Here is an 18,280-nt window from a genome sequence, read left to right on the forward strand (position 1 = left end):
CGGGGGCCGGCCTTGCTGCCGTAAATGTCCGGCGTTTAGTGTGATATCCAGCTTTTCCATCCACGGTGAGCTGGGGGAGACGGGGTGGTGTGACCGAGCGGATGGTGCCCAACCCTCGGCACGAACGGCTGAAACAACTTCTGAGAGAGGCCGAGTACGGTTCCCAGGAGGTTCGGCAGGCCTACCAGCGCGCCGTTGGAGCGATGCAGTCGGGAAAGGTCTGGACGGGGCCGACGGCGACCAAGTGGAGCGCTGAGTTGGAGACACGGCACCAGCGACTGGGACAGCTCGCCCGGCGGGTCGTGGAGGCGATCGAGGAGGAACTGCGCAGGCAGCCTCCGCTGGTGACCGAGTCCGAGGCGACCGGCGAGAGTCGACGCTGGGACTTTTCCGAGTACTCGTGACCGTTGCGACCGCGAAGGGGAGCGTCCTATGGCGTCCACCGGTGAGTTCTGCGGTATCGATCCTGATGAGATGGGGCGGCTGGCCGTCTCCCTGGACGGTGCCGCCGCGCGGCTGACCAGGTTCTGTCATGAGCTTGGGGTGAGGCTTCAGCAGGAGAAAGCCGATGTCCCCGCGTTGCGGGAGATAGCCACCATCGCTGAGTGGGGCAAGAGTCAGTGCTCCATGCTCTTGGGGCGGGCCGATCTGATCAGAAACCTGAGTACCGGCGCTCCCGAACTGGGAAGTGCCGTCGCGGTGACGGGCGGCCAGGGACTTGTTCACCTGCCCGACGACCTGGAGTCGATGGAACTCGCACAGGAACTGGCCAGGATGTACGAAAACGACATCCTCACCAGGAGCGACGGCGACGCTCTGGCCGGGCTCATCCACGAGCACGCGGACGAGGTCACCGCACTGGCCGACCACCCACAAGCCGCCGCCGCCTTCTTCGCCATGTTGCCCGCCAAGTCTCGTGACAAGCTGCCAAGCCTGCTTACGATCACCGGTAGCGAGACCGCCAAACAGGACCTGGCCGCCTTCAGCAAGGCTCTGGGGGCGGCCCTGAACGCGCCTCCGCTGGTCCCGGCGTTCGCCAAGGTCAGAGAGGATCTGACCAAACCAGCCGGAAGCAAGATCGTCGCGTGGAACCGTCTCACGCTGCTCAAGGGCACGAACGCCCCCGCCAGGGTGCGTAGCGCGGTGGCCCGCGCGCTGGTGCTGGACGACTTCATGAAAAATCCCAAACAGGACTGGCGGGCGAACTTCGACGAGGCCAAGAAGTACGACTTGCCCCCCGACCTGGTGGCGATGGCCCTCGAGGTGCTTGCAGGGGACGGCGCGGCGGTGCGTGAGGCGTTCGCGGGTATGGGCGGGCCGGACGTCAAACTCAGTCGGGTCGAGAAGATGAAGCTCTTCCTCGACTACGCCGATCAAGTGGGCGCCGGGGACGAGGTCGCTGACGCTTTCGGCCGGGTGCTGGAGTCCGGCGCCGAGGCCACAACCGAGAAGCCGGGACAACATAGCCAAGCTGCAGCCGCCTTCGCTCTGGACGCGATGCTGGTCACAGGGCCCTTCGGCGTGGCCTTGCCAGCGACCGCCAAGGATTCTATGGGCGTGATCGGCAGGTCGTACGTTCATGAGCTGGCCTCGGGGGCCCGTTTCGATAAGGCCGCGAACAGAGCGTCGGGAATGCACATCCCGGAGCATTGGGTTTCCCTTCCAGGGGTCACCCCCGCGTTCTATCTCAGCCCTGGTGACGCCTACCGGTTCATGAAAACCTTCGTCGAAGAAGAGAATTCTGTCGCCGATTTCAACTCGGCAATGGCCAGATTCCGACATGACACCCTGCTGGCCGCCGCCCGGCTGGACGCACAGAGTGACAACAACTATTTTCGTGACGTTTCCATGATGTTTGGGGACTTCAGTAGTGTCATGTTCAAGGCGACGAAGGATGCGCTTGGTGAAGAAGACGCCGCAGGTGAACATGCCCGCAATTTCATCAAGAACACCTCAGGCTTCCTGATGGGCGGATTCTCCTTCACGAATGAGTTCATTGACCTCGGCTGGGAGGTCTTTCAGGCATACGGATTCAGTGACCTGGGAGACAGGTGGGACGACAGCTTTGAGAAGCAGGTGGAAAAGGCCACGGGGCAGCGAGCCGACCTCGCGAGGCGTATGAAGTTCGACATGGCTTATCTTCTCTACAGCGGAGGCTACCCAACGAGTAGACCGCCCCAGGAGCTCGTCAACACCGCCACGGGTACCCTCAAAACATATGAAGAACTTGTGATCGATGCCAAGCGCGAAGCAGCCGGTGAAGGGAAGTGGGAGGAAGTGCTCCGAGTGAAACTGTCTGCCTATGAGAACTGGATGGACGAAAATGGCAAACTCGACGGCAAGGTCGAAGACGCAGCTCGATTTCAGACCAGTGATTTAGCTGAAAATTCATTGAGAGATTAGACCGATGAATGGCGTTGTATGGTTCTTCAGTATTTTAGGCAGGCGGTCTGTGCGTGCAGCCGCCAGGTTGGGGCTTCGGGAGAGACGTAAACGTTTACGGTAACACCTAACTTCTTGCTGCCTTGAACGAATCGCCCTTCGGGGGCGTCAACTTGACTGGGGTCGTATTCTATATCGTATCCTAAGGTCTTTGAGAGAGTGTTCTCTATGAGTCTCTCGGCTCCGTCCAGATGAGAGTCCAGGGCCTCTCCATTTCCGCGCTCATAGTCTGCTGTTGCCCGTAGAACGCGCCGAAACCCATCCTTGTCGCAGGGGATGTCCTTGTCCGGGCGCTGGATGATGTGCAGTTTCTTGAGGGGGTTTTTGAAGACGTCATCGGTTTCCAGGAGGCGGGTGTCCTTCTGGAGTTCTGCTGTGGCTTCCTTCAGGGAGGGTTCGGAGGTGGTGCATCCCGAGGTCGCGATTATCAGCGTCAAGCCGATGGCCAGTGATCGGGCGACGCGCATGCCTTACCTCCGAAAGTGCGGTTGACGCTGAGACATACCGATCTTCGCCTAGTCGGATCGCCTCCGCCACGTTCTTGACCGCATTCGGTGTCAGAAGCCGGAGATTCGGAACCAGACCGATCGGGTGGTCTCGCCGCGATGTGCGCCCCATGTGGTCGCGAGCAGATTCACCGGCCAAAGGCCGCGTCCGCCGTCCTCGTCGAGACCGGGCGTTCGGACGATTGGCGCACTGGCGGACGAGTCGTCGTCGGTCACCTGTACGTGGACGTCGCCGGGAGCGTACGTCATTCGTACGGTCACCTGCCCGCTCGGCGCGCGTCCCGAGTTCGAGTGGGTGACCACCTCACTCAGCAGGAGTAACACGTCGTCGAGAACCGGAACGGCGATTTGCCCGGTCAGTAGGTCGCGTGCCCATTTTCGGGCGATGAGAATGGATATCTCCTTTCCCGGGAAGTTCCGCTACCAGGTGTCGTGAGGCGCCTTCGGCCGGGTGTCGCCGTAATGGCCGATCGGATTGTTGCCTCTCATGCGCCCACCTCCGCCATGACGTTGTCGGCGTGGGCCGCCACCCATTTGTCTCCCGGCCACATTCGAGCTCACCACGGACGCCAGGTGAAGGCCCGGCCGGAACGCCATATGACGATGACGCGGGCCAGGGCGCCGGACGCCGACCGCACTTCCAGGACCGGTTCACCCGCTGTGGGGAGGACCAGGACGACGCAGGAGCCGAGGGCGTGCATCGCCCGGCCGAACCGGGCCGGGTGGTCGAAACTCTCGCGCTGCTCGCCAGGCGTCACGGCCGGGAGAATGAATTTCATCGGCGTATTCATTGGAGGACTTCTTCCTTCCCGGTGTGAAGGTGATTGATTGCTTTCTTATTCGCTCCTCCCGGCGATAGGGGAGTGTGTTTTACGGTGCTCCCCTGATGCCTGGTCCGGTATCCGTTCCGCAGTCCAGGGCAGGGCGGATGATGACAGCCGTTGGTCTGTCCGGGACTGAATTCGGTATCACCGGCCGGGTAATAGGTCCGTTTTTATAATTCGGGAGGGAACGCGATGGAAGTGGTGCCGGCGCTCGATCCCGCGTCTCCGCGTGTGCGGTTCGGTGCCGAACTGCGCCGTCTGCGGGAGGGCGCCAGCTCTCACGGCGGCCGTGGGGCTGCACCCGGACCCAGGTGAGTCGCCTGGAGAAGGCCACCCGGAGCCCGTCGAAGTCCGACGCCGAACGGCTGGACCGGCTCTTCGGCGCCGAGAGCGGCGTCTTCTTCGTCCGGCTCTACGAGCGCATCACCGCCCGACCCGGTGGCCCGGTCTGGTTCCGGAGCCGGGCCGAGGAGATCGAGTCCACCGCTCGCGTCCTACGATCCTGGGACCCTCTTCTGGTTCCGGGACTCCTCCAGACGGAGGCTTACGCCCGGCACCTTTTCGGTTTGGAGCTCAGGGCCACCGCCGAAGTGGTTCAGGATCAGGTCGAAGCGTGCATGAAGAAGGCTTCACCAATGCGCCGTTCCCCTTCGCCGAGGTCGGTCGCGAGCCCCACAGAGGACACCTGGGAGCCTCCCCTCCGGGGTCGTCCGCGCCCCATGATCCTCGCCGAGGTCATTCGCGAGCGCGATGACGCCGACCGGCGTGGAAGGGAGGGGCGAGGCGTGCGCCGTACATAGCCGCGTTCAAAGGTTGGGCGCCGATGATCCAGCGTGTGGAAGGGCATGCCTGGAAGGGGGCGGTACGCAGCCGTGCTTCGAGGTCAGGCGCAGCCTTCGTTGATCTCCTTGACCGGGGCCGGTTCCGTCGGCTTGGCCGTCTTGGAGGCGGTTCCGGTGTTCCGCGCGCGGCTCGGGCCGGCGGTGGCACTCGAAGAGGCGGTGGTACCCGAAGAGGCAGTGGCACTCGGAGAAGCGGTGGCTCCGGAAGAGACGGTGGCACCCGGAGAAGCGGTGCCCCTCGGCGTGGCGGTGGCGCTCGGGGAGACCGTGGCACCCGGTGTGGCGGCGAGCCGTTCCCGGGACGCCGAAGCGGTGGACGAGGTGTGGACGGCCTTGGCGGTGATGGCGCGGATCTTGGTCCAGTCGGGGTAGCCGGTGCTGATCAGCGGCGGGACGAACTGGACGCTGGTCACCTCGGCGCTCTTCACCTTCAGGGCCAGCGGCACCAGGTGCTCCAGCATCGGCCGTGGGATGTCGGTCCGGAGGAGTTCCCTGGTGGCCAGCGCGATGCGGTTGAACCGGGAGAGCACGGTCGCCGGGTCGGCCTGCTGGAGCAGGGCGCTCAGCACGCAGCGCTGGCGGCCCATCCGGGTGTAGTCGTCGCTGAAGGTGCGCGAGCGGGCGAACCACATGGTGTCCGCCCCGCCGAGCCTGCGGGTTCCGGCCTTGACCAGGCCCTCGTTGTACTTGCCGAAGACGATGTCCTGCGGCACGGTCAGCCGCAGGCCGCCGATGGCGTCGATCAGCCGGGCCAGGCCCCACATGTTCACCAGGGCGTACCAGTCGACCCGCAGGCCGAATGTGTATCCGACCGTCTCCATGAGGGTCCTGGCGCCCTGGTTCTTACGCCCCCCGAAGAGCTCCGGGTGGGAGTCGGCGTACTCCCAGACCGAGAACAGCAGGTCCTCGCGGGAGCCGTCCGGGTTGGCGGGCAGCCGGAAGCCGTTGGGAAAGCGCTTGGCCATCGGGGAGCCGGGGACGAACCGGATGTTCTCCAGGTTGCGCGGCAGGCCGAGCAGTACGGTGTTGCCGGTTTTGACGTCGATGCTGGCCAGGTTGACGCTGTCGGTCCGTACGCCGATCCGGTGGGTGTCGGCGTCGCCGCCGAGCAGCAGGATGTTCACCCGGGTCCTGCCCTCCCACGGATCGCTCTCCTGGGAGGAACTGGCCCGGGGAGCGGGGGTGGTCGGCGGGGCGCTGAAGATCCGGTCGAGCGCCGACTGCGAGACCGTGGCGTACTGCCCGGCCAGGCCGAACGGCAGCACGACCGTGATGGCGAGCAGGCCCGCGATCACCCCCGCGACCGCCTGTGCGGGGCCGCGGAGCATGCCGGGCCGAAGCACCGTGAAGGAGTGCACGACCAGGACGAACCAGGCCAGGCCGAGGACCGGGGCGCCGATCGTGATGGCGGACAGCCAGGTCGAGGTGACCAGCAGTCCGGCCAGGTCTCCGAGGTCGGTGGTGAGCAGTACCCACAGCACGCCGAGCAGCAGCAGGGCGTAGACCGACAGCAGGGTGATCCCGGTCCTGCGCCATCCCGCCCGTAGGTGCCCCACGCCGGGCAGTACCGCCGACAGGGCCGTCCAGCCGACGACCGCACCGAGCCTCCGCGGCCCCCGTGGTCTCGGTCGCCTTGATCCGTCCTGCACCCGCTTCCCCGATCTCCCCAAGCGCTTGAGCGCCGCAGGGGAGATGGTAAGACGGGCGCCGAGGCCGAGGGGCGACGTACGGATGAACACCTTGGAAAAGAAATCCGCCTTTATCCTGACATATTTCCTAAGGCTGTGACTTCCTTGGCCGAAACCCGGTCCGGAGGTGACCATGCGCTCCGGCGAACCAGACCTTTCCGGAGGGCCTCTACCAGGGGAACTCCTACCAGGGGAAGGAGAACAGGTCGTAGTAGGCCGCGGCGACCAGCAGCAGGCCGGTCCCGCCGAGCACCCCGGTGATCGCGGTCCACTGCGGACGGCTCGGCCGCCAGCCCTCCCGCAGTCCGGAGACGACCGCCGCTACGGCCGTGACCTCCTGCACCAGCATGAGTACGGCCAGCATCCTGATGACCAGCCACCCGGCGAGCACCGCGGGCCAGGCTCCCGCCTGGTTGACCGAGAACAGCACCAGCAGGGTGATGAGCGCGACCACCGAGACCAGCAGCCCGGCGCCGGTCCACGCCATCCGCCGGAACCTGCGCCTGACCGGTGGCCAGACCCTGGCGCCGGTCTCGCCGGACGGCCGCCCGCGCAGCCGTAGCACCATCTCGGTCACCGGTCCGACCACGTAGCCGACCGCGGCCAGGCACAGCGTCATCCCCAGGACCGCCCCGCCCGCGTACCACGGCGCCGCGGGGACCTCGCTGGCCTCATAGCGCTGTACGGGCGTCGCGCCCGCGATGTGCACGGCGGGCCTGGCGGTCCCCGGCAGTCCCGTGACCCAGTTGGCCAGCGTCTCCAGATAGCCGGGAGCGAAGGGACCGCCGTGCAGGCGCATGCCGTGGTCGGCGTCCTTCAGGTAGCGGATCGTGTAGTCGGGGTTGCCCCCCTCGGCGAGCGCGCCGGTCAGGGCCTTGCTGCTCTCGACGAACGGGATCGACGGGTCGCTCGTGCCGTACAGGGCCAGGACGGGGGCGCGCACCCTGCGCAGCGCGGGCATGCCGTCGTAGCGCAGGAAGTTCATGTGCACCGCGCTCATCGCCCTGACCAGCAACTCCCTGGTCCCCGCGGGAGCGTGCAGCCGGTCGAGCTGCTCACCGAGAGCCCAGGTGACCTGGCGTAACGGTGAGACGTTCGGCGCGGAGACCAGCACGGTGAACCCGACGTCCCGGCTCCTGGCCGCGGCGATCGGCGCCACCCAGCTGCCCTCGCTCACCCCCCACAGGCCGGTCCTGGCGGGATCGACGTCGGCGCGAAGCCGCAGCCTGGCCAGCAGGCGCAGGGCGTCGTCGGCCAGCAGCTCGAAGTCGCGGTTGCGGAAGTCGTAGCGGACGCTCCGTTTGTCGTAGACGAGCGTGACGATCCCCGCCCCGGCCAGCCACTCGGCCTGGTCGGTGAACTCGTCGCGTACCCCGGGACCCGCTCCCTGGACGAAGACCAGGGCGGGATGCCTGCCGGGGGACAGCGGCGCGCGGATCGTCGCGTCGAGCGTCGTGTCCCCGGCGTCGACGGTGACGTCCTCCACGGAGAAGCGCCCGTTCGCCGAGACCGGCCTGATCTCCGCGGCGGGCTGGGCGGGGAGGCTCTGGAAGATCGGGTCCACGTTCAGCGGCGGCGGATCGAAGGGAGGCGGCAGGGTGTAGCCGACCGTCGCCAGGGCCAGCAGGACCACGCCCGCGGCCACGCCCACCACGCCTCGGCCAGCTCGCATGCCGATCGCTCCCTGATCGTTGTTCGCCTCCGGGAGAAACGTACGATCTTCAGCGTACCCACGGCCGGTCACACCCGACAGGACGAATGGGAGCAGAGTGGTCACAGTGGTCTCGTGTGCGTTCGAGGCCTGTTAGCTTCACGTGACATGCGAGTGCTCCACACCTCTGACTGGCACCTGGGCCGCTCGTTCCACCGCGAGAGCCTGCTGAGCGCCCAGGGCGCCTTCGTCGACCACCTGATCGAGACGATCAGGAGCGAACGGATCGACGTGGTCGTCGTCTCCGGCGACGTCTACGACAGGGCGCTGCCCTCGGTCGACGCGGTCGACCTGTGCAACCAGGCCCTGCGGCGGCTGGTCGGCGAACGGGTGCGCACCGTGCTGATCAGCGGCAACCACGACTCCGCGCGCAGGCTCGGCTTCGGCGCGGACCTGATCGACGCGGCGGGCGTCCACCTGCGCACCGACCCCGCCCGGGCGGGCGAGCCGGTCCTCGTCGAGGACCCCTCGGGCGACGGGCAGGTGGCCTTCTACGGCATCCCCTACCTGGAGCCCGAGCTGGTGCGCGAACCGTGGGAACTGCCGGAACGCACCCACACCGCGGCGCTCGGGCACGCCATGTCCCTGGTCCGCGCGGACCTGGCCCGCAGGGGGACCCGCTCGGTCGTGCTCGCCCACGCCTTCGTCACCGGTGGGCAGGCCAGTGAGAGCGAGCGCGACATCAGCGTCGGCGGGGTCGAGCACGTCCCGCTCTCCGTCTTCGACGGCGTCGACTACGTGGCGCTCGGCCACCTGCACGGCCGCCAGCGGATGAGCGAGACCGTACGGTACTCCGGCTCCCCGATCGCCTACTCCTTCTCCGAGGAGCACCAGGTGAAGGGCTCGTGGCTGGTGGAGGTCGACGCGCGGGGGCGGGTGAGCGCGGAGTTCGCCGAGGCTCCCGTCCCCCGGCCGATCGCCAGGCTCAAGGGGCGTCTCGACGATCTGCTGACCTCCGTGGAGCACACCCGCCACGAGGACCACTGGCTCCAGGTCACGCTGACCGACCCGGTCAGGCCGAAGGAGGCCATGGAACGCCTCAGGACCCGCTTCCCGCACACCCTCAGCCTCTCCTTCGAGCCCGAGGGCGGCGCCCAGCAGAGCGCGGTACGGCCGAGGCTCGCCGGAAAACCGGAGATCGAGGTGGCGCTCGACTTCGTCCGTGAGGTCCGGGGCGAGGAGGCCGACCCCGAGGAGACCACGCTGCTCCGCGAGGCCATTGAGAACTGCCGAATCAGGGAGGCGATGGCGTAGATGCGCCCGCACCGTCTGTGGATCACCGCGTTCGGCTCCTTCCCGGGTGAGGAGGAGATCGACTTCGACGCCCTCGCCGAGGCGGGGCTGTTCCTGATCCACGGCCCGACCGGCGCGGGCAAGACCACCGTGCTGGACGCGCTCTGCTACGCCCTGTACGGCAGGGTGCCCGGCAGGCGCGACAACGCCAAGAGCCTGCGCTGCGATCACGCCCCACCCGGCAGGGGGCCCTCGGTCGCCCTGGAGGTCACCCTCAGGGGGCGGCGGCTGAAGATCACCCGTTCCCCGGCCTGGCAGCGCCCCAAGCTCAGGGGAGAGGGCATGACCGGGGAGAAGGAGAAGGCACTCGTCCAGGAGTTCACCCCCTCGGGCGAGTGGACCGGGCTGACCACGCGGGTCGACGAGGCGGGCGAGCTGATCGGCACCCTGCTGGGCATGAACGCCGACCAGTTCTTCCAGGTGGCGATGCTCCCGCAGGGGGACTTCGCCAGGTTCCTGCGCGCCGACGGCGAGGACCGCCGCAGGGTGCTCGAACGGCTGTTCTCCGTGAAGGTCTACGCCGGCGCCGAGGCGTGGCTCGCCGACAGGCGCACCGAGGCCTTCCGTGAGCAGCAGAGCCTGCGCACCGAGGTCGACTTCGCCGTCAAACGCATCGAGGAGGCGGCGGGCCCCGAACTGCTCGCCCTCCTGGCCGAGAACGCCGAGAACGCCGGGGGCCCCTCCAGCGAGGAGGACCCGCTCGCCTGGGCCGCCGCTGTCGAGGCGCTCGCCGCCGACGCCGAGGCCAGAGCGGGCCGCGACAACGACGGCGTCCTGGAGACCGTACGGCTGGCACGGGCCGCCCTTGAGCAGGGCACCGCGCTCGCCGACCGGCGCCGCCGCCACGCCGAGGCGGTGGCGCGCGAACGCGCCCTCGGGGAGACCGCGCAGGAACGGGCCGACCTGGAGGACGTGCTCGCCGAGGCCGCCAGGGCCGACCGGGTGCTGCCCATGGTCCGGGCCGCCGAGCAGCGGGATGAGGCGGCGACCAAGGCGCACCGGATGGCCGCCGACGCCGTCGCCCGAGCCCTGCCCCTGATCGGGACGGCAGCCGGGACGGCGGACGAGAACGCGGCCGGCACCGAACGGCTGACCGCGATGGTGCTCGACCGGCGGGAGGAGATCACCAGGCTGGAGGAACTGCGCACGCAGGAACCGCTGCTGTCGAAGGACCTCCTGGAGCGTGCGACGCTCGCCGGGGAGATCGCGGAACTGGAGCTTCGCCAGAAGGAGACCGACAGCCGCCTTGAGGTCCTGCCCGGCCTCAGGCGCGAGGCGGAGGCCGGCCTTTCCGCCGCCCGCCTGGACGCCGCGAGGATCCCGGCCGCCGAGTCGGCGCGCGACGCCGCGCTGGCCCGCCTGAAGGCCGTGGAGCGGCGGGACGGCCTGGCCGTCGCCCTGGAGGAGGCGCGAGGGCACCTGGCCACGGCGCTGGGCAGGCTGCCCGATCCGGCGGAGCACGACCCGGGGGACGAGGCGCGCGCCCGCGAGCTGCTGGCCGTACGGGAACGGGAGCACGGGCGGCTGCTCGCCGGGCTTGAGGGGTTGCGCGGCGACGAGGCCAGGCTCGCCGAGCTGGCCGGGCTGCTGACCGCGCTCGACGCGGAACTCGCCGAGGCGCAGGAGCGGGAGACGGCCCTCAGCGCGCGGTGCGCGGAACTCCCGGCCGGGCTCGCCGAGGTCACCGCGGAGCTCACCGAGGTCAGGGCCAGGGCGGCGGAGATCCCCGAGACGCGGGCACGCGCCGACGCCGCCGCGGCCGGACTCGACGCGGCCAGGCGTCGCGACGGCCTGCGCGCCGAACTCGACGCAGCCAGGACGCTCCAGGCCGAGGCCGTCGACCTCGCCCAGCGGCTTCGCGACCGCCTCCAGGACCTTCGGCAGGCCAGGATCGACGGCATGGCCGCGGAACTGGCGGCCGAGCTCGTTCCCGGCGAACCCTGCGCCGTCTGCGGCTCCCCAGAACACCCTCGCCCGGCGGCCAGGTCGGGGCGGGCCCCGACCCCCGAGGACGAACGCGCCGCCCAGGCCGACCACGACGCCGCCGCGGAACGGCGCAGGAGCGCCGAGGCCGCGGTCGCCGCCCTCACCTCACGCCTCGAAGAGGCCCTCGCCGTGGCCGGGGACACGCCCGTGGAACAGGCGCGGGAGACCCTCGACGAGGTACGGCGCGCACTGGCGGGCCTGACGGCGGTCGCGGAGACGGAGAGCGCCCTCGCCGAGAAGGCGGAGCGTCTGACGGCCGAAATCGACGAGGCGCGGGCCGGGGCGGCCGACGCCGCGCGGCTGCTCGCACGGGGCCGCGCCCGCCAGGAGGAGTGGCGGGCGGAACGGGACAGGCTGACCGGCCGGCTCGACGAGGCACGCGGCACCGACCCGACCGTCCAGGCCCGCAGGGAGCGCCTGACACGGGAGGCGGCCCTGTTCGCCGCGGCGGCGGAGGCGGCCGGTCGCGCCGCGGAGCTGGCGGCGGCGCACCGGGAGGCGTCCGGGGAGACGGACGTTCCGGCCGAGCAGGCCGCGCGGGAACTCGCGCGGGCGCAGGAGGCGCTGGCCGGTCTCACCGAGTCGGCGCGGGCCGAACGCGCGCTGGCGGAGAAGGCCGCGCGGGCCGCGGCCGAACAGGCCGGGCTTGAGGAGCTCTCGCGTGAGCTCGCGGTCACGCTGGCCGCCCGCCGTACGCGGCAGGAGAGGCTGGCCGCGGACATCGAGCGGCTGACCGCGCGCCTGGACGAGGCACGGGGCGACGACCCGACGCTGGCCGCCAGGCTGGACCGGCTGGCGGACGAGGCGGGGCTGATCACGGAGGCCGTCGAGGCGACCCGGCTGGAGCGGACGGCCACGGCGGAGCTGGCGGCGGCCCGTGCCACGGCCACGGCCGCGGCCGTCGAGGCGGGCTTCTCCGGTGTCGAGGACGCGCTCGCGGCCTTCCGCCCGCCGGCCGAGCAGGAGGAGAAGGCCGAACGGCTGCGCGGGCTCGAAAGGGAACGCGTCGCGGTCACCGCCCTGCTGGCCGATCCCGAACTGGTCGCCGCCGCCGCGGAGCCCGAACCCGACCTCGACGGGCTGCGGGCCGCGCGTGACGCCGCGGAAGCCGCCCAGGCGGGGCTGCTGTCCGCGGCGAACCAGGCGCGGGCCCGGCTCGCCAGGCTCGTCACGCTCGGCGCCGAGCTGGCGGGATGTCTGGACCGCTGGGGTCCCGCGCGGCGGCGCCACCACGTCGCCGAGGGGCTGGCGGCCCTGACCGGCGGGACCTCGGGCGACAACCGCTGGAAGATGCGCCTTTCCGCCTTCGTGCTCGGCGAACGTCTGCGGCAGGTGGTCGACTCGGCCAACGAGCGGCTCGACCGCATGTCGGGCGGCCGCTATCTCCTCGAACACGGCCTCGGCCGTACGGCGGGCGACCGCAGCAGGTCGGGAGGCGGGCTCGGCCTGCGGATCGTGGACGGCTGGACCGGCAGCGACCGCGACCCGGCGACCCTGTCCGGCGGCGAGAGCTTCATCACCTCGCTGGCGCTCGCACTCGGCCTGGCCGACGTGGTCAGCGCCGAGGCCGGGGGAGTCGAGATCGGGGCGCTGTTCATCGACGAGGGGTTCGGCACCCTCGACGAGGAGACCCTCGACGGGGTGCTGGACATCCTCGACGGCCTGCGCGACGGCGGCAGGGCCGTCGGCATCGTCAGCCACGTCACCGAACTGCGCTCCCGCGTCCCGGCGCAGCTACGCGTCAGCAAGGGCCGCAAGGGCTCGACCGTCGAGGTCGCCGTGCCTTGACGGGCCCTGACGAGCCCTGACCGGCGGCGCGGGCCGGGCGGTAGGGTATGCGGAGGCGGTCTCCGAGTAGATGTGCGGGGAACGCCGGGAAAGTGAGGAGTCAAGGTGGCGACCACCCAGCGCCCCATGCGGGCCGACGCGCGGCGCAACTACGAGCGACTGCTGGCCGCCGCGCGGGTGGCCTTCGCCGAGCAGGGCACCGAGGCGTCCCTGGAGGAGATCGCGAGGGCCGCCGGGGTCGGCATCGGCACCCTCTACCGGCACTTCCCCACCCGCAGGGCGCTGCTGGAGGCCGTGCTCCACGACGGCCTGGTCACCCTCGACACGCAGGCCCGCGAACTGCTCGGCGCGGACTCCCCGCAGGAGGCGCTCCTTGAGTGGACGCGCCACCTGATGGCCCACGCCACCGTCTACCGGGGACTGGCCGCGACACTGATGAGCAGCCTCAACGACCCGGCCTCAGAGCTGTACGGCGCCTGCCAGCAGACCCGCGCGGGCGGGTCCGCGCTGCTGGCCGCCGCCCAGCGGACCGGCACCGTACGCGACGACGTCACCGGGACCGACCTGATGAGACTCGTCAACGCGGTCGCCTGGATCGGCGAGCACTGCGGCGACGACACCGCCGAACGCCTCCTCGGCCTGGTGATGGACGGCCTTCGGGCTCAGTAGCCCCGGGTACGGCGGGCGGCGGGACGGCTGATGAACGCCCGGGTGCGGCCACCCCGTCGCCTGACCCTCCTGGTCAGGTCGGAACCGGTGACCGCGCGCACGACCTCCCCGCCGAGGATGACGCCCGCGCCCAGGGCGAGCGCGGTCGACAGGGCCTGGAGCAGGCTCTCCTGTCCCGCGCCCCCGTGGCCCAGGTTGACCTCGAGCATGCCCCGGTAGAGCGCGGTCCCCGGCAGCAGCGAGCCGATGGCCGGGATCGTGATCACCATCGAGGGGACCCGGGCCCGCAGGGCGTAGGCGCCGCCGAACAGCCCGACGACCGCCGCGGCGACGGCGGTGGCCAGGACGACCGGCACCTGCCAGACGTGCAGCTGTACGAAGACCACCCAGACCATCGCGCCGCCGAGCGCCGCCGCGAACAGATGGCGGGGCGGCACGAGCAGCGCCACCGCGAACGACAGCGTCACCCCCACGGCCCCGAGCAGCTGCTCAGGCCTGATCAGCAGCGGCGCGGACGGCACGTTCTCCACGGTCAGCGGCACCCCGAGACGGACGGCGGCGTACAGCGTGATGCCGATGCCCGACACGATCGCGGTCAGGATGAAGAAGATCTCGAACAGCCGCCCGGTCGCCGTGACGTACTCGCCCGCGATGCCGTCCTGCACGCAGGCGACCATCGGCCGTCCGGGCAGCAGCGCGACGACCGCGCCGACCACGACGGCCTCCGCCCGCACCGGCGCGCCGATCGCGAGCATCAGCACCGCGACCAGCGAGCCGAGCATCGCCGCGACCGTGAGCTGGAAGAACTCCGCGACTCCGCGTCTGGCCAGCCAGGCGCTCGCCCGGTCGCCGAGCACGGTCGCCGCGAACGCCGCCGTCGCGACCAGCGCGCCGCCGCCGACCAGGATGCTCGCCGAGGCCGCGATCAGCGCGAGCGCCGTGACCAGGAACCAGTCGGGATAGACCCTGACCCGGCGGGTGACCTTCCGCAGCCGGGACTCGGCCTCCTCAAGCGGCATGGACCCGCCCGCGGTCTCCCTGATCATCTCGTGGACCGCGATCAGCCGGTCGTAGTCGGGCAGGCGGCGCCGTACCCGGCGCTCCGCGGTGACCGGGACGCTTCCGTCGGAGGGGACGTGCGAGAGCGTGATGGCCGACAGGTTGACGTCCGCCTCGCAGTGCGGCACGCCGTAGGCGTTGGTGATCCTGCGCATGGCGCCGGAGACCGTCTCGGTGCTCTCACCGCTGCCGAGCAGCAGCTCACCGACCCGTAGCGCCAGCGCCATCGCCCGGTAGAGGTCGTGTTTCGGGGGTGTCCGATCCAGCGGCGACGCCGACACCGATCCTCCCTGACCCTCCCGGCCGTCACCGGCCGCACCTCATGCGAGATTATCTGGTTCGCCGCCCGTCTCTCACCGTTCGTCCCTCATCACCTGTTCCGCACCGTCCGTCTCCGGTGTCCGCCTGCCCACCGCGGCGGCCAGCGCCCGGACCCGCTCCGCGTGGGCGTCATGACCGACGATCACCGGCGGCTCGTTGTACGGCATGGCGTCGGAGGAGCGGCGCAGCTTGATGTACTGCCCGCAGGCGTCGACCGCGTAGGGCTCCATGTCGTCCTGGAGCGCGCCGATCACGGTGATGCCGTAGGTCTCGCCGATCTTGCGGAACAGCGCCACGGCCTCCCTGCGGTGCTCCTTGCCCAGGTTGCGGCCCAGCTCGTCGAGGACGAGGCACAGGTGGCCGCCGCCGGAGGAGGCGATCGCCGCCGCGCAGACCAGCTTGACCGCCTTCTCGTCCATCAACGCCGTGTTGGCCCGCCGGTTGTACGGCACGAAGCCCTGACCCTCGCCCCTGCGCCACCTGGGGGTGACCCGCCACGCCCAGCGCTGCTCGGGGTCGGCGGGCGCGGGCGGCACGGGAAACTCCAGCGTCGCGCCGTAGCCGCCGTAGGAGGTGTCCAGCCGGTCGAACTCCTCGGCGACCCGGGTGAGGCGCGCCTTGATCGCCGCGCTCAACGCCGCCCGGTGCACGGCGGTCGACTGCGCGGCCTCCTCGGCGCCCTTCGCCGCGGCGGCGAGGTCACGCTGCCTGGTGGCGAGCTGGGACTCGATCTGACGGCGCTGGTGACGTTCGTACTCCTCCTGGCCGCGCAGGTAGGACGCCAGGGCGGCGCAGACGCCGGGGAAGGTCGTCTGTTCACGCGCGGTGCGCCCGGCGCCGGGCTCGGTGCGCCGCCGTACCAGGAAGGCGAGCTCCTCGGGCATCTCGTCGTCCTCGCCGGGGAAGGTGTCGCGCAGCGCCTCGTCGAGGCGGCGTTCCGCGGCCCGCCACCACTCCTCGGCCGTCAGCGGGGACTCCTGCTCGCCCAGTGCCTCCAGCCACTCGCGGGCGCTCTGCGCGGTGCCGCCCCACTCGGCGGCCAGCGCCTCGATGCCGAGCGCCTGCCGCTCCGCCGTGATCGCGGCCGCCCGCTCGGCCGCCCGGTCGCGCTCCGCCTCGTGCCCGGCCCTGCGTCCCTCGAGGCGCTCGATCTCCATGTTCCTGGTCCTGGCGCGGAAGTCGAGGGCGCCTGCCCGTCGCTCCGCCTCACCCACCTTCGGCCCGGCCTCGGCCAGCGCCTCGGTGAGGCCGGTGAGAGCGGCCCGCCGTTCGGCCAGCCGCCGCTCGACGTCGGCCAGCCGTACGGCGGCCCTGGCCCCCTCCAGCCGCCGCCCGGCCTCCGCGACGCCGTCCTCCGCGGCGCGCACCGTCTCCGCGGCCACCTCCTGCGCGTCACGCGCCCGGTGCAGCCGCAGCTCGGCGGCCTTGATGCGGGCCTCCCTGCCGGTCGTGACCGCCTCGAACGCCCCGACGACGGTGACGCCCGCCGCGCTGACCAGCACGGAGCCGGGCAGAGCGGCCAGCGCCCGCGCCGCGGACGCCAGGTCGGCGGCGTCCACGACCACGGCGTGCTCCCTCGGCCAGCCACGGGCACCGAGGGCCGCGGCGACCGCCCGCCCCGCGAGGCCGTCCGTGTCGTCCCTGGCGTGCTCGGCGACGTCGAGCGCGTCGAGCAGGCCGCTCGCCTCGACCCCCGCAGCGGCGAGCGCGTTGAGCTGCGCCGCGGCCGGGCCGCCCTCGGCGTCGTCGAGCGCGGCCTTGGCCCCCTCAGCCTCACGGTCGGCGACGCCCAGGGCCTTCAGCGCCTCGTTGAGCCTGAGCCTGGCCTGCCCGAGTTCGTCCTCGGCGGTCCGCACGTCACGGCCGTCGGCCAGCCGCCGCTGTTCCTCAAGGCCGGGGATCTGCCCGCGCAGCTCGTCGACCGCGTTCTCCGTGACCGCGCGGTCGGCGTCCAGCTTGGCCGCCCGCGCCTGGAGGGCGGTCAGCTCCCTGCGGGCCTCGGCCAGGCCCCGGTCGAGCGTGTCGTCCTTCAGGGTCGCGATCTCCGCCCGAACCTCGGCGACGGCCTCGGCCGCCCGCTCGCCCTCCGCCGCAGCCCGCTCCAGGTCGGCGGCGAGAGCCTCGTCCCGCCGCGCGGTGTCGGCCAGCCTGCGCGCCAGCCGTCCACGCCAGCCGCGCATCCCCTCGGCCAGTCGTATCCTGGCCCGGTCGCGCCGGTCGAAGGTCTCAAGCAGCGCCCGCGACTCGTCCTCGAACTCCCTGAGCAGCTCGGCGGCCCGTGCCGCCCGCACCCGTTTGGCGTGCTCGTCGCGCCGGGCGTCGCGTTCCTGGTCCAGCTCGGTGTCCAGGCCGGTCAGCGCGGCGATGGCCTCGAAGACCCGCTCGGGGGAGATCTCGTTGAGCGGCTGGGACAGCAGGTTCGTCGCGACCTTGCTGCGCACCGAGGTGGACAGGAACGACACGCACCTGACCCGGTCGCCGTACAGGAACCTGGTCAGGTCACGGGCGACGACGTCCCTGCGGCCCGCCGAGCGGGGCAGCGTCGCCCACAGGTGGTCGGCCCGCGTCACCCGTTCGGCCTCCGAGGAGGCCGAGGCCACGCACACCCCGGGGGTCCAGCGGATCTCCAGGTGCGGGGCCTCCTGGTTGACCCGCAGCCACACGGTCAGCGCGTCGTCCAGCCCGCCGGCGCCCGTCTGCCCGGCGCCGGCGTTCGCGAAGACGCCCACGATGTAGCCGTGGTCGGCGCTCGCCCACGTTCTGCCGCCCCCGCCCGCGGCGAGTTCGGCGTTGAACAGCAGCTCGGAGACCGCCTTCGCCCCGGAGGCGAAGCGCCACTGCTCGTCGCCGAGCAACGCGGTGATCATCGCGATGAACGAGGACTTGCCCGCGCCGTTGGAGTCCTTCGGGCCCGCCCCGGCGACCACGATCAGCGTCCCCGGCACCGTCGGCACCGGGTGGGTGGACAGCCGGGAGATGTTGACCGCCTGCACGGCGATCAACACCCGGTCACCGACCACGTTCTCACCCGGCGCCGCCACCCTGGCCTCGACGGGCACCAGACTGGCCTGCCCCGCTCGCCCGCCTGCGTTGTCCGGTGAGTCCCCGACTGACGGGTCCGGCTGCTCGGTCACCCCTGTCGTTCCCTTCT

13 protein-coding genes are annotated in these 18,280 nt (G+C 70.9%); 6 read left to right on the plus strand and 7 right to left on the minus strand.

What is annotated here, in order from left to right; all coding sequences use genetic code 11:
- The first annotated feature begins 89 nt into the window (after nucleotides 1–89).
- Together ACFYY8_RS16165 and ACFYY8_RS16170 are read left to right on the plus strand one after the other, a co-directional pair.
- Nucleotides 90–404 (plus strand): hypothetical protein, encoded by a 315-nt coding sequence (locus ACFYY8_RS16165; RefSeq protein ID WP_390041352.1) that lies wholly within the window; start codon nucleotides 90–92, stop codon nucleotides 402–404.
- A 28-nt stretch (nucleotides 405–432) separates the two neighbouring features.
- Nucleotides 433–2,403, plus strand: coding sequence for a hypothetical protein (locus tag ACFYY8_RS16170; protein ID WP_390041354.1), 1,971 nt, complete (start codon nucleotides 433–435; stop codon nucleotides 2,401–2,403).
- Nucleotides 2,404–2,429: 26 nt separating this feature from the next.
- On the opposite strand, the gene ACFYY8_RS16175 is transcribed toward ACFYY8_RS16170, so the two are convergent.
- The 3 genes from ACFYY8_RS16175 to ACFYY8_RS16185 all read right to left on the minus strand — a co-directional run bounded on the left by ACFYY8_RS16175 (nucleotide 2,430) and on the right by ACFYY8_RS16185 (nucleotide 3,727).
- Entirely contained in the window at nucleotides 2,430–2,909 is a 480-nt protein-coding gene (locus ACFYY8_RS16175) for a hypothetical protein (RefSeq protein ID WP_390041356.1), read from the minus strand.
- A 90-nt stretch (nucleotides 2,910–2,999) separates the two neighbouring features.
- Nucleotides 3,000–3,347 carry an ATP-binding protein gene (locus tag ACFYY8_RS16180; protein ID WP_390041654.1) on the minus strand — a complete coding sequence of 116 codons (348 nt, stop codon included), beginning with the start codon at nucleotides 3,345–3,347 and terminating at the stop codon, nucleotides 3,000–3,002.
- Between the two features lie 158 nt (nucleotides 3,348–3,505).
- Entirely contained in the window at nucleotides 3,506–3,727 is a 222-nt protein-coding gene (locus ACFYY8_RS16185; protein ID WP_390041358.1) for a hypothetical protein, read from the minus strand.
- 356 nt (nucleotides 3,728–4,083) lie between these two features.
- On the opposite strand from ACFYY8_RS16185, the gene ACFYY8_RS16190 reads away from it, so the two are divergent.
- On the plus strand, nucleotides 4,084–4,572 hold the full coding sequence (locus ACFYY8_RS16190; RefSeq protein WP_390041360.1) for a Scr1 family TA system antitoxin-like transcriptional regulator: 489 nt from the start codon (nucleotides 4,084–4,086) through the stop codon (nucleotides 4,570–4,572).
- Between the two features lie 83 nt (nucleotides 4,573–4,655).
- On the opposite strand, the gene ACFYY8_RS16195 is transcribed toward ACFYY8_RS16190, so the two are convergent.
- Nucleotides 4,656–6,170 (minus strand): LCP family protein, encoded by a 1,515-nt coding sequence (locus ACFYY8_RS16195; RefSeq protein WP_390041362.1) that lies wholly within the window; start codon nucleotides 6,168–6,170, stop codon nucleotides 4,656–4,658.
- Between the two features lie 316 nt (nucleotides 6,171–6,486).
- Nucleotides 6,487–7,974: an alpha/beta hydrolase family protein gene (locus tag ACFYY8_RS16200; RefSeq protein WP_390041364.1), complete on the minus strand. Its 1,488-nt coding sequence runs from the start codon at nucleotides 7,972–7,974 to the stop codon at nucleotides 6,487–6,489.
- A 147-nt stretch (nucleotides 7,975–8,121) separates the two neighbouring features.
- Between ACFYY8_RS16200 and ACFYY8_RS16205 the strand changes: the two genes are divergently transcribed.
- The 3 genes from ACFYY8_RS16205 to ACFYY8_RS16215 all read left to right on the plus strand — a co-directional run bounded on the left by ACFYY8_RS16205 (nucleotide 8,122) and on the right by ACFYY8_RS16215 (nucleotide 13,749).
- Entirely contained in the window at nucleotides 8,122–9,267 is a 1,146-nt protein-coding gene (locus ACFYY8_RS16205) for an exonuclease SbcCD subunit D (protein ID WP_390041366.1), read from the plus strand.
- A complete protein-coding gene (locus ACFYY8_RS16210; RefSeq protein WP_390041368.1) occupies nucleotides 9,268–13,080 on the plus strand; it encodes an AAA family ATPase in 3,813 nt (1,270 codons plus the stop codon). It begins immediately after the preceding gene.
- 105 nt (nucleotides 13,081–13,185) lie between these two features.
- Complete coding sequence (locus ACFYY8_RS16215; RefSeq protein WP_390041370.1) at nucleotides 13,186–13,749, plus strand: TetR/AcrR family transcriptional regulator; 564 nt, start codon at nucleotides 13,186–13,188, stop codon at nucleotides 13,747–13,749.
- Here ACFYY8_RS16215 and ACFYY8_RS16220 read toward each other — a convergent pair.
- On the minus strand, nucleotides 13,743–15,089 hold the full coding sequence (locus ACFYY8_RS16220) for a threonine/serine exporter ThrE family protein (RefSeq protein WP_390041372.1): 1,347 nt from the start codon (nucleotides 15,087–15,089) through the stop codon (nucleotides 13,743–13,745). The genes ACFYY8_RS16215 and ACFYY8_RS16220 overlap by 7 nt on opposite strands.
- Before the next feature lie 72 nt (nucleotides 15,090–15,161).
- Nucleotides 15,162–18,263, minus strand: a complete 3,102-nt coding sequence (locus tag ACFYY8_RS16225; protein WP_390041374.1) for a chromosome partitioning protein ParA — start codon at nucleotides 18,261–18,263, stop codon at nucleotides 15,162–15,164.
- Nucleotides 18,264–18,280 lie beyond the last annotated feature (17 nt).

Origin of the sequence: Streptosporangium sp. NPDC001559, from assembly GCF_042893955.1 — a bacterium.
Taxonomy (GTDB): domain Bacteria; phylum Actinomycetota; class Actinomycetes; order Streptosporangiales; family Streptosporangiaceae; genus Streptosporangium.